Source organism: Mucilaginibacter sp. P1_D10 (assembly GCF_056406215.1).
The window spans coordinates 74,167-86,405 of sequence record NZ_JBFUAP010000004.1 but is presented as its reverse complement, the minus strand read 5'-3'; the positions used below and the strand labels follow the sequence as shown (position 1 = coordinate 86,405).

Sequence of the window (12,239 nt, the reverse complement as noted above, 5' to 3'; positions counted from 1 at the left end):
TACCTACGCCTGCTGCGGAGGCACCTGCAGTTTATTTTTTGAGAAAAACGCACCCAAAACAGCTAATGCCGGCCCGGCAAACAAAACATACCAGCCCCATTTGAATTTGAGTTGCCTGGTGAGGAATGCATTGATGCTTTTGAAAGGGATGAAACTAAAGGTGGTGTTCACTTTCAACACGGCTGCCACCAGCAGCAGTGCTACCAGGCATAGGGAAATATAGGCGGCAAAGCGCGTAACCTTGGTTTGGTTAAAAAACGTGCACAATATACCAATGATGCCCACCAGTAGCAACAACAGGCCAAAAGGCTGATTCATTTTATACACGTTCATAGTAACCATGCCGAATGCACTAAGCATGGGGCAATAGGTAGCGGCTATAAGTACTATAAAGCCGATAAGTGATAATAGTGAAGGCAGGCGCATAAGGTTGTTTTATTTTCGGATATCCATTTTATCGGCAAAGTGGGCGCAATAATCGCGCAGGTCTTCTACAATGTTCTTTTCGCCGGTGGCGCGCAAAAAGGTATCGCCCATGGTTTGCAGGGTTTCGTAGAAGAAGCGTTTCATCTCATCAACCGGCATATCTTTGGTCCACAGGTCTATCTTCAGCGTGTTTTTGTAGCTCTGATCCCATAACGACAGCATGAACGCCTGTACAGGCAAAGCTTCTTTGTTTTGCGAATCGGTAGATTCCCACAGGATCCTTTCGGGGATGTTATTATCGTCGAGTTGTACAGTCAGCTTTATTTCAGCAGTCTTCATCAAGTTCTATTTAACAATTAAAAATATAATAGCCACCAAAGTTATAAAGCTTAGCTCTACAATCCATAGTTTTTTAGTTTCGGCAAAGAAATTACGGAAAATTATATCCAGTAATGACACAACCACCCCAAACAGCACGAATATCCAGGTAATGGTACCGCTCCAGTGCTCGTAAGGGCTGCCTGTGATTTTGGCACCGTTGATCCAAATATAACCAGCCAGTATAAAAAAGCCGGCGGTAGCGAAGTTTAAGGGGCTTATCCTGAATTTACGTGGCTGATCAGCGTTTTTTGCCAGATCGCTTTTGGCTTCCATATTTTTTATCGGGTTTCTTATTGCTTGGGTGATTAGGGTTCTTTTTCGCTTTGGCCGCTTCAAATTTTTTAACCTGCGCCAGCGATTTCTTCTCGTGGAAGGCTCCTTTAAAATCGGGGTCTTCTTTGCGTTTTTGCAGGTCTATCTCTTTGGCTTGCTCCTGGCGTTCTTCGTAAGGCGTTTCTTCGATGAACACCCCTTCCGGGATATCGAATACCGGTATGGTTTGCCTGATAAGTTTCTGTATTTTGTTTACGTAATACTCTTCTGAAGGTACCGCGAAAGTTATGGCCACACCCGAGTTATACGCCCTGCCGGTACGGCCTATGCGGTGTACGTAATCTTCTATCACCACCGGTACATCGTAATTTATTACGTGGCTAACATCGCTTACGTCGATGCCTCGCGAAGCTACATCCGTAGCCACCAATATCTTCACCAAATCGTTTTTAAAGGAGTTGATGGAATTGATACGGGTGTTTTGCCCTTTGTTGGCATGCAGCACCTTTACACCTGTTTCGCCATATTTACGCAGCAGGAATTTGTAAACATCCTCTGCCGCCACGCGGGTTTTGCAAAACACCATCAACTTCTTGATGTCGCCCTCTTTATCCATCAGGGCCTTCAGCAGGTTTATCTTGGTTTTGTTGTTGGGCACATGGTATAGCTGCTGGCTAACCGTTTCGGCAGTGGTTGCCTGTGGCGTTACCTCTATTATGGTGGGGAACTCCAGGAAGTTGTATGATAACTCCTGTATCTTATCAGACATGGTGGCCGAGAACAGCAGATTCTGCCGCTTAACCGGTACTATCTCTAATATGCGGTTTATCTGCGGCATAAAGCCCATATCCATCATCTTGTCGGCCTCATCAAGCACCAGCACCTGCAAGGTTTTGGTAACAATATGGCCCGCCAGGTAAATATCCAGCAAGCGGCCCGGTGTAGCTACTATAATATCAACACCTTTATTGATTTGCTCTATCTGTGTTTTTGGGCCGAGGCCGCCGTAAAGCACCACAACTCTTAAGTCGGTGTTGGCGGCGAAGGCCTTGATATTTTCTTCTATCTGCATGGCCAACTCGCGCGTTGGCGATACGATGAGTGCACGCGGGCTATCGCCTTGTGCATATTTCAGCTTCATTAATATCGGCAGTACATAGGCAGCGGTTTTGCCCGTACCCGTTTGGGCAATGCCCATAACATCCTGCCCGTTCATTATCGGCGGGATTGCTTTCTCCTGTATCGGCGTAGCCTCGGTATAACCGGCATCGGCAATAGCATTCAATATCTGCCGGTTAAATTTAAAATCTTCAAAGGGTATGCCCATAGCCGCAAAGATAGGCTTTTTGTGCGGTTGCTAGATTTGAGATGTGAGATTAGAGATTTGAGACAGAATATTAAGTTAATAGCAATCATTAACCATCCTGTAACATACAAGGTTGTTTAGCCGTCATTGCATCTAAACAATTATCTTCGCAACATATAACCATACATGAAAAAACATCTATTTACTGCTTTTACGATACTACTTTTCGCAAGTACATCTATGGCCCAAATGGGCAAGGGCGCCAAATACATAGGCGGCAGCTTCAACCTTAATTATGACGAGGCCGGATATTCCAGCTATGTAAGCTTTCCGCAGGGCAATACCCAATATTTCAATACGGGCATTTTAAACTTAAACGTCAGCCCCGAGTTTGGTTTCTTCCTGAACAAACATTGGACGATTGGCATACAACCCGGCTATGCGCGTACTTCGGGCACCGAAACCAATAACTATTACTCTGCCACCAACGCTGCAGATAACTACAGCCATACGCGTAAATACCATACCGATATCATCGGGCTGGCCATTAACGTGCGTTATTACTGGATGCTGAGCGACAAATTCGGCATTTACCCCCAGATGGGCATCAGCAGCAACCATGTGCTGAATAACTTTTTAGTCGGCTCATTAAACGTAGGCGGGGGACCGAATGTGGTCTTCTTCCCCACCCAAAAACTGGGCATCAACATGGGTTTCGGCAATTTCAACTACAATTACAACTACCAAACCAATGGTAGCACGGTAAACCTGGCCTTGAACAATAACTTTAGCTTTGGGTTGAATTATTATTGGGGAGGGAAGTAAACAAGATGCAAGACAGCAAGACATAAGAATCAGGAAAGAAGTCAATGCCTTTTTCTTGAAGCTTATGCCGCTTTATTTTATCTTGATTCTTGCCTCTTGATTTCTTGCTTCTAAATTCCAACGCCTATCTTTGCCCTATGCCAACCATCCTCATAAAAGCCGCCACCATCGTAAACGAAGGTAAACAGTTTGTTGCCGATGTACTCATCAAAGACGGCTATATCGAACGCATCGACAGCAGCATCAACGAACAAGCCGATAAGATAGTCAATGCCGAAGGCCTGCACCTTTTCCCGGGCTGTATAGATGATCAGGTGCATTTCCGCGAGCCGGGGCTTACGCATAAGGGCAATATCTACACCGAATCGCGCGCGGCGGTGGCTGGCGGCATAACCTCTTTTATGGAGATGCCCAATACTGTACCCAATACGCTCACCCGCGAATTGCTGGAAGATAAATACGCCATAGCGGCACAAAACTCACCGGCTAACTACTCGTTTTACATGGGCGCCAGCAACGATAATCTCGACGAAGTGCTGCGTACCGATACCAAAAATGTATGCGGCATCAAGGTGTTCATGGGTTCGTCAACCGGTAACATGCTGGTAGATAACCCTACCACGCTGGAGAATTTGTTCGCCAACTCCCCTATGCTAATCGCCACGCATTGCGAGGACGAAGCAACCATCAAAAGCAACCTCGAACATTTTAAACAGTTACTTGGCGAAAATATTCCGATACAACTCCACCCTAAAATAAGGAGCGCGGAAGTATGTTACCTGTCATCCAGCATGGCTGTAGAGCTGGCCAAAAAACACAACACCCGCCTGCACATATTGCATATCTCTACCGAGAAAGAAACACATTTGTTCCGCAATGATATACCACTGGAAGACAAGCGCATAACCGCGGAAGCTTGCATCCACCATTTATGGTTTAGCGATGCCGATTACGACACAAAAGGCAACCTGATCAAATGGAACCCCGCCGTTAAAACGGCTGCCGACCGCGATGGCATCCTGGCCGCTGTGCTTGATGGCCGCATAGACGTAATAGCTACCGACCACGCCCCGCATACAACAGAAGAAAAGTCACAAACCTACCTGCAGGCACCAAGCGGCGGCCCGCTGGTACAGCACGCATTAGTAGCCATGCTAGAGTTGCATAAACAAGGCAAAATCACCCTGGAACAAATTGCAGAGAAAATGGCGCACAATGTTGCCAAATGCTTCCAAATAGAAAAGCGCGGCTTTATCCGCGAAGGTTATTGGGCAGATCTGGTGTTAATTGATTTGAACAAATCCTGGAGTGTTGAAAAGAACAACATCCTGTATAAATGCGGCTGGTCGCCATTTGAAGGGCAACGGTTTGCATCGAGTGTTACGCACACCATTGTGAGCGGTAACCTGGCTTATGAAGGTGGTAAGGTGATAGATGATATTTACGGGCAAAGGATGAGTTTTGTGAGGTAGAAATACCAATCATGCTCCATTAGGAGTTACCTGTTTGTAGAAAAATTCCGGGGAAGACCTTGTGCACCCTAGGTGCTACCCTGTCGCCGAATGATTGCTTATTAATGGGCTGTACCTAGGGTACAAAAATTCTCTTTTCTATTTTCCTACAAAGCTATTGCACCTATGGCGCATTAAGAGTTGCTGGCGGGATACCATTTCTGCGCAATCCAAACCAATATGCCTACAGTCAGCAATATCAGCACAGCTTTGACAATTGCCAGCCAAACGGAAGCCCTTTTACCATCTCCAATATTTAAGATGGATGGTTCAAAAAAAGCCGTTATTAAATACACAACCGCCAATACACTTCTAACAATTCGTTTCATTGGATTAATTAATAAACACCTCATCCATAAACACCCAACCCGGTTTGCCTTTTGCGGGGTGCCAATCGGGTACCGATTTTAGGGGTTTTGCAACAAGCTTAATACAAGATACCATTTGCGCCGTTTTGAGCTTACAGGTTAAAGGCACTAATCCAAAAGGGTCATTTTTGTGCGGTGTTGCCGTTTTTAGGGTACTTAATAATTTCAGGTGATCTTTATCCGGCCCACCCCATACTTCTACCCCGGCTGCTAAAAATATTTGCGAGCCAATATTGCGCATGGTATTAAGTTCTAAGGAATGTATTTCGATAGGTTTATTAAACCACATCATCAGCTCCAGGTCCTTTTGCGACCCTAACCACTTACCATTACCGAAACCTGTACCGCCCAGGTCTTTATCAATAATGGTTTTAGCGCCGTCGCCCTTATATTTATCATCGGGGCGGGTGATGAACATTACACTATCGGGCGTGTACCGGCATTTGTAAACATTAAACTGAACCGTATCGCTGCCAATCCAACCCTGCTTAAAAGCACGGGCTTTTATTACTGTACTTTGCGTGAGAACGGTACCCGGTTTATACAGCAGGGAGCGGTTACTATCCGGTGCGGTGCCATCTGTGGTATAACGTATATCAACCCCTTTGATAGGATTAACCAATTGCAGCGCGTAGCTTTCGCTAAATATCACAGCAGTATTTTTCAACTGCGGGTTGGTAAGCTTAACCGGCTTACCATCATCTTTGAAGCCGGTTAATACCTTTAATTGTTTGTTGCTTGCCTGCAGGGATTTAAAATCGGCAGGCTTTAGGCCGGTATCCCATACAGCCAGTTCGGTAAGGCTTTTTATGGCCGCTAATTGTTTGATATCCGCTACAGTTAGCTTCACCCCCGCTAATGAAAGGCTGTGCAGTTTTTTTAGGGTGCTTAGCTCTTGTAACCCCTTCCCGGTTACATCGCTAAAATTGAGCACCAGGCGGCGCAAGTTTGGCAGTTTGGCGATGGCTTTCAGGTCGGCATCCTTTACGGGCATTTTATTCAGGTCGAGCGAAACCACCTGCTTGCTGATGGGGCTTAATTCCTCTAATGCCTTTACATTAAAAGTGCTTTTATTATAAATATTCACCGCTAAAGCCGGCGACTCGGCAGCGAGTGGGTAAACCACGCGGTAATTATTGTTGAGTTTTTTAATGTCGTCTTCGTTAGCAGCAGAAAAATCGTAAGTTTCTTCTGTGCCCTCCACAGGTTTTAAAAACGAAGAAGCAATCATGCGTAGGGAATCGGTAGCAGGGAAATCGATTACCTTCTTTTTGAAATCGGCGTTGTTCTTTACCCAAAAGTAAAGCAGCAATTGCTCTTCTTCGGTTAGTTGTGGCTTGCCAATAGGCGGCATGTGTTTCTTTTCGGTTTCGGGGAGGTGGACACGCTGCAACAGCAGGCTCATTTGCGGGTTGCCAGCTATAAACAACTTGCCTTTTTTGCCGCCTTTTAGTATAGATTGCTCGTCGGTAAGATTCAGGCCGCCCTTAATTTTATCGGCATTATGGCAGCTTTGGCATTTGGCCTCGAAAATGGGCGCTATCACATCGCGGTAAACCAGCGCCTCGTTTATCGGCACCAGTTTTTTGCTGTTATCCATCACCGGGCCAAAAACAAAATCATCGCCATGGGTAATATTACCGCCGAAGTGTCCGGCCATTATCAAACAAAAAACGGTAACTATTGCACCTGTTTTGGCTATAGTTGCGGTGTACCGCTCGCGGTTGCGCATGAGGTAAACAACATAGCCCACAAATGCCACGCCTACCCCAAACCATTTATGCCATTGCAAATTGCTACCCTCGTAACCTGGTTCGTGCGATAGCAACAACCCCATAATTACGGTTACCGAAGCAAACAGCGCGCCCAGCACCAACAAATAATTGGTAAAAGACTGGTACAATTTTTCGCCAACAAACTCCGGCCGAAAGCGAAAATACTCCAGCAGCATGGCCAGCATCAATATCACGATAGGGAAATGGAGAATAAGCGGGTGCATCCTGCCCGCAGGTTGCAGCCATTGGGGCACCACCAGGCTATTGCCTGCCAGCAGTAAAACCAAAATAAAAACATTCAGCGCAAAAAGCGCCGCATCCGCAAAACCTTTATGGCTGCTCTTCATATATCAAAAGTGGTGCTGCAAGGATTTAAACGCGTGTAAATTTATAAGGGTAAACCTTTCCCGATGCCCATTGCGCCACATACAGGTTCTCGTCGTTATCCACGCATACATCATGTGGGTTCAGAAAGATTTTTTCGGCTTGAGCCATGGGTTGCAGTACGCCATCTATGTAAACCGGTTCGGTACCGCCAAGGTTAGACACTACTTTATTGTTTTTATCGAGGATGGTGGTAAAGCCGGAGTTCTCTTTACCCAAATCGGGCGAGCGAAGTACGGCGGCATACAAATGATCGCCTTTAATAACGGGGCGACATACACAGGCACCGGGAAGTTTGGTAATTTCCAGCAGTTTGCCATCCATACTAAACCGCTTGAAGCAGTTGCGCGTACGATCTGTTATGAGCAAAGTTGGCACCCCCTTACGTCTGTCGATAACGATTCCGTGGGCATTATCCAAGTGCTCGTCGCCCTCGCCCTTACCACCGAAAAAGCCTTTCAACTTGCCATCCTTATCATAATGGGTGATGTATTGTGCACCGTAGCCATCGGCAATGTAAATATCGCCGTTGGTATCTATGGCGGTTTCTGTAGGTACAAACTCTTCGGCTTTTTTGTAAACGCCGGTTTCCATCGGCACATCAATGGTCAGCAATAGTTTGCCATCCAGCGTGGTTTTATAAACCTGGTGTTTTGCGGTATCGGTGATAAACAAAAATTCGGTACCGTTCTCGTTAAACAAAGTCAATCCGTGCGCTCCGGGGAAATCGTGCCCCCAGGTAGTCAGCAGCTTGCCCGATTTATTGTAGATAAGCACATTGTTTTTCGTCTCATTGGTGAGCAGCAAAATACGTCCCTTACTGTCTTGAACCATTTCGTGGCAATCGTTCACCGGGTTCTTCTGCGAATCGGCCTTGCTCCAATCCTTATCCAAGCGGTAACGCATGTTGCCGTGACCGTAGATTGGCCCATCAGTTTTAGCAAACAGGTTTTTAGTAATGATAAGCCCCGCCGATAGCACCGCAGAACGCTTTATAAATTCTTTTCTTTCCATATTATTTGGTTTTCACCGATTACACTGATTTTTTTTACCGATGTACGCTCCACCGCGTCATTGCGAGCGAAGCGCGGCAACCATCGGTAAGCAGAGCAGACTTGCATAGCGGCCCTGCCTGCGTAGAGATTGCTTCGTGCCTCGCAATGACGCAGTGGCGAGTGTGTTGCTACGTTATTATCCCCTTCACCACGTTACCCGCAACATCGGTTAACCTGTATCTTCTACCCTGGCTTTTAAAGGTTAGTTTTTTATGGTCGATGCCTAACTGGTTGAGGATAGTTGCATGGAAATCATGCACATGTACGGGGTCTTTTACAATATTGTACCCAAACTCGTCCGATTCGCCGTACGTTATCCCCGGCTTAATGCCACCGCCGGCCATCCAAACGCTAAAACAGCGCGGGTGATGGTCGCGACCGTAATTGGCCACATCCAGCTTGCCCTGGCTATAATTGGTTCGCCCAAACTCGCCGCCCCATATTACCAGGGTTTCGTCAAGCAGGCCGCGTTGTTTAAGGTCTGTAACTAACGCTGCGGAAGCCTGGTCAACATCCTTGGCCTGCCCGGCCATTTCCTGTGGCAGGTTATTGTGCTGATCCCACCCCTGGTGGTAAAGCTGCACAAAGCGAACGCCGTTTTCAGACAGCTTCCTTGCTAATAAACAATTGGCCGCGTAGGTGCCAGGGACCAAACACTCCGGACCATACATTTTTACGATATCGTCCGATTCTTTCGATACATCCATTATCTCCGGCACCGCAGTTTGCATCCGGTAGGCCATTTCGTATTGCTGTATCTTGGTATTTATCTCAGGATCACCAAATTCTTTGTAGTTAATATCGTTCAACGCAGCCAAATTATCCAGCATTTTACGGCGTTCGTGGCGGTTCAAACCTTCGGGATCGTTGAGGTAAAGGATTGGGTCCTCGCCGCTGCTAAACTGTACGCCCTGGTGAATGGAGTCTAAAAAACCATTGCTCCACAATTTGGAGTAAACACCCTGCCCATTGCCCTTGCCTTTAGAAAGCAGCACCGTAAAGGCCGGCAGGTTCTTATTCTCGCTGCCGAGCCCATAACTCACCCAGGAGCCCATACTTGGGCGGTTACCCTGCTGTGCCCCCGTTTGGAAAAAAGTAAGCGCTGGGTCGTGATTAATGGCATCAGTGTTCATTGAGCGGATGATGCAGATATCGTCGGCTATTTTGCCAATATGCGGAAACAGGTCGCTTATCCACGCCCGCGATTCGCCGTATTGCTTAAAATCGTAAAAAGACCCCACCAACGGAAATGATGCCTGCTTAGCGGTCATCCCCGTCAATATTTGGTTACCGCGTACGGACGGTGGCAGCTCCTGCCCCATCATCTGGCGCAGCTTGGGTTTGTAATCGAAAGATTCCAGTTGCGATGGCGCACCATCCTGAAACAGGTAAATCACCCTTTTGGCCTTTGGCGCAAAGTTGGGGATACCCGCAATAAAGTCCGCCTCGGCCTCGTCGCCCTTTCCGCTAAACAGATCGGGGATCAGCAACGAACCCAGCGCCGCGCTGCCGATACCCAGGCTCAACCTCGAAAGGAACCTGCGCCGGTTGATATTTAGCCTGCTTTCTAAAAAGTCTTTTTCCATATCAGGTTTTTGTTATCGCTTCTTCCAAATTATACATTGCGTCAACCACTTTCATCATGGCCGCCAGTTTCACCTTGTCTGCATTGGCCGGTACGGGGTACTCGCCTACTTTCAATAATTTGTCGGCATCGGCTTTGGTCATGCTCTTTAATTCCTCATTGTAGTACGCCGTCAATATCGCCAGTTCTTTATCCTGAGGATGCCGGCACATAATGAGCCGGAATGCCTTGATGATGTTATCCTTTGATTGACTATTATCCTGCAATAATTTGGCTGCCAATACCCTTGCACTTTCCAGCACTGTCGGGTCGTTCAGCATCACCAGTGCCTGCAGCGGCGTATTGGTACGCAGGCGTTTCACCTCGCACTGATCGCGGTTGCTGGCATCAAATATCGCCAGCGAAGCCGGCGGCACCGTACGCTTAATGAGCGTGTACATTCCCCTGCGGTACAAGTCGGGGCCGTGCACTTGCTTATAAGTGGCCAATTGCCCCCTGCCCGATGTTGCATTTTCCCAAAGGCCGGGTGGCTGGTAGGGATTTACGCTTGGGCCACCTATTTTAGGGTTTAGCAACCCACTGCTTGCTAAAACCAAATCGCGCACAAACTCGGCAGGTAAACGGTTACGCGGGCCACGTGCGAGGTAAATATTATCGGGGTCTGCTTTAAGTTTATCGGGGCTAACCACTGCCGATTGCCGGTACGTGGCCGACATTACCACTTGTTTCACCAACCGTTTCATATCCCAGCCGTGATTCATAAAATCTACAGCAAGCCAGTCCAATAACTCAGGATGCGTAGGCAAATCGCCCTGCATGCCAAAATCGCCCGAGCTTTTTACAATGCCCTTGCCGAAAAACTCCTGCCAAACCTGGTTTACAAACACTCTTGCAGTAAGCGGGTTGTTTTTGTTGAAAAGCCATTCAGATAAGCCCAGCCTGTTTTTTGGATAATTCGCGGTAAATGGCAGTATCGATTTGGGCGTGCCGGCCGCAACCTGGTCGCCATGTGCATCGTAATTCCCCCGTTTCAGGATGTACGTCGGGCGCACGTATTCGCTGTCGGCCATAATGGATACGATGAGTTTATCAGTATCCTGCTTGTTGATGAATTTCAGCACATCTTTTACATCCTGGTTACTTATTTGCATCATGGGGCGCTTGGCGTAGGTTTCGGGGCCACCCACCGTAGATTGCAGCCCTGCCTCTTTTACGCTATTGAAAAAGGCGAACACCTGGTAATATTCTTTCTGAGAAAAGGGGTCGTACTTATGGTCGTGGCAGTGGGCGCACTCCAGGGTTACGCCAAGCAAGGCCTTGCCAAACGTGTTGGTGCGGTCGGTTACGTAGCTTACGCGGTATTCTTCGTCAATTACACCGCCCTCTTCGGTAATTTTGTGGTTTCGGTTAAAGCCGGTCGCCAGCAACTGTTCTTTAGTTGCATTGGGTATTTGGTCGCCGGCCAACTGCCAGGTAATAAATTTATCGTAAGGCAAATTCTCGTTAAAGGCATGTATTACCCAATCGCGCCATGGCCACTGGGTACGGTAGTTATCGTCCTGGTATCCATGTGAATCGGCATAACGCGAAACGTCCAGCCAATGCAAAGCCATTTTTTCTCCGTACTGCGGGGCGGCCATTAAGCGATCAACCATTTTTTGATAAGCATCGGGGCTTTTGTCGGCCAAAAAATCATCCATCATTTTCAGGGTAGGTGGCAATCCTGTCAAATCAAGCGACAGCCTTTTCAACAGACGTTCTTTATCGGCTTCGGCGTTGGGCTCAAAACCTTTCTGCTCCATTTTTTGAAGCACAAAATTATCAATCGGGTTTTTTACCCAGGCAGTGTTTTTAACTTCCGGCACAGGATGCAAGCGCGGGGCAACAAAGGCCCAATGCTTTTCATATTTGGCGCCCTGCTTTATCCAGGCTTTTATAAGGTCTGTTTCAAACGGCGTCAGTTTCTTCAGGTTAGAAGATGCCGGCGGCATTTGTTCCGCTGTATCCTTAGTAGTTATGCGGCGGTAAACTTCAGATAAAGAAGGATCACCGGGAACCAATGCATGCGCAGTTGGATTATCTTTAAGCGCAGCGTAGGCTATCTCCGGAATATCCAGCCGCAAATCAGCTTCGCGATGCCCGGCATCTGGGCCATGGCATTTAAAACATTTATCAGAAAGTATCGGGCGGATGTTAAAATTATAACTGATTGTATCGGGTACCTGCTCATCATCCACTTGTCCTGCTGAATTGCAGGCTTGCAACGCACACAAAATGCAACCGGCTATCAAAAGCCATGCGTGATTCAATCTTGGAAACATCAGTTTAATGTTGGTTTTACAATCGGGGT

At 47.3% G+C, this 12,239-nt stretch carries 11 protein-coding genes; 2 read left to right on the top strand and 9 right to left on the bottom strand.

Translation table 11 applies throughout. The features are described 5' to 3' along the window. Positions 1 to 3: 3 nt before the first annotated feature. The 4 genes from AC1DYT_RS07145 to AC1DYT_RS07130 are packed head-to-tail and all read right to left on the bottom strand — an operon-like array spanning position 4 to position 2,407. Positions 4 to 426, bottom strand: coding sequence for a hypothetical protein (locus AC1DYT_RS07145; protein ID WP_477468949.1), 423 nt, complete (start codon positions 424 to 426; stop codon positions 4 to 6). A gap of 9 nt (positions 427 to 435) precedes the next feature. After that, positions 436 to 765, bottom strand: coding sequence for a gliding motility protein GldC (gene gldC / locus AC1DYT_RS07140; RefSeq protein WP_477462102.1), 330 nt, complete (start codon positions 763 to 765; stop codon positions 436 to 438). 6 nt (positions 766 to 771) lie between these two features. After that, positions 772 to 1,080 carry a hypothetical protein gene (locus tag AC1DYT_RS07135; protein ID WP_477468948.1) on the bottom strand — a complete coding sequence of 103 codons (309 nt, stop codon included), beginning with the start codon at positions 1,078 to 1,080 and terminating at the stop codon, positions 772 to 774. Continuing rightward, positions 1,046 to 2,407 (bottom strand): DEAD/DEAH box helicase, encoded by a 1,362-nt coding sequence (locus AC1DYT_RS07130; RefSeq protein ID WP_477468947.1) that lies wholly within the window; start codon positions 2,405 to 2,407, stop codon positions 1,046 to 1,048. Before AC1DYT_RS07130 ends, AC1DYT_RS07135 begins: the two co-directional genes overlap by 35 nt. 165 nt (positions 2,408 to 2,572) lie before the next feature. On the opposite strand from AC1DYT_RS07130, the gene AC1DYT_RS07125 reads away from it, so the two are divergent. After that, on the top strand, positions 2,573 to 3,211 hold the full coding sequence (locus AC1DYT_RS07125) for a hypothetical protein (protein ID WP_477468946.1): 639 nt from the start codon (positions 2,573 to 2,575) through the stop codon (positions 3,209 to 3,211). A 137-nt stretch (positions 3,212 to 3,348) separates the two neighbouring features. Then, positions 3,349 to 4,683: a dihydroorotase gene (locus AC1DYT_RS07120; RefSeq protein WP_477468945.1), complete on the top strand. Its 1,335-nt coding sequence runs from the start codon at positions 3,349 to 3,351 to the stop codon at positions 4,681 to 4,683. 173 nt (positions 4,684 to 4,856) lie between these two features. On the opposite strand, the gene AC1DYT_RS07115 is transcribed toward AC1DYT_RS07120, so the two are convergent. The 5 genes from AC1DYT_RS07115 to AC1DYT_RS07095 form a co-directional block, all read right to left on the bottom strand. Further along, positions 4,857 to 5,051, bottom strand: a complete 195-nt coding sequence (locus tag AC1DYT_RS07115; RefSeq protein WP_477468944.1) for a hypothetical protein — start codon at positions 5,049 to 5,051, stop codon at positions 4,857 to 4,859. Between the two features lie 4 nt (positions 5,052 to 5,055). Then, positions 5,056 to 7,212 (bottom strand): c-type cytochrome domain-containing protein, encoded by a 2,157-nt coding sequence (locus AC1DYT_RS07110; protein ID WP_477468943.1) that lies wholly within the window; start codon positions 7,210 to 7,212, stop codon positions 5,056 to 5,058. 25 nt (positions 7,213 to 7,237) lie between these two features. Beyond that, positions 7,238 to 8,263, bottom strand: coding sequence for an NHL repeat-containing protein (locus AC1DYT_RS07105; RefSeq protein ID WP_477468942.1), 1,026 nt, complete (start codon positions 8,261 to 8,263; stop codon positions 7,238 to 7,240). Positions 8,264 to 8,432: 169 nt separating this feature from the next. Further along, positions 8,433 to 9,890: a DUF1501 domain-containing protein gene (locus AC1DYT_RS07100; RefSeq protein ID WP_477468941.1), complete on the bottom strand. Its 1,458-nt coding sequence runs from the start codon at positions 9,888 to 9,890 to the stop codon at positions 8,433 to 8,435. Position 9,891: 1 nt separating this feature from the next. Then, on the bottom strand, positions 9,892 to 12,210 hold the full coding sequence (locus tag AC1DYT_RS07095) for a PSD1 and planctomycete cytochrome C domain-containing protein (protein WP_477468940.1): 2,319 nt from the start codon (positions 12,208 to 12,210) through the stop codon (positions 9,892 to 9,894). Between the last annotated feature and the right edge of the window lie 29 nt (positions 12,211 to 12,239).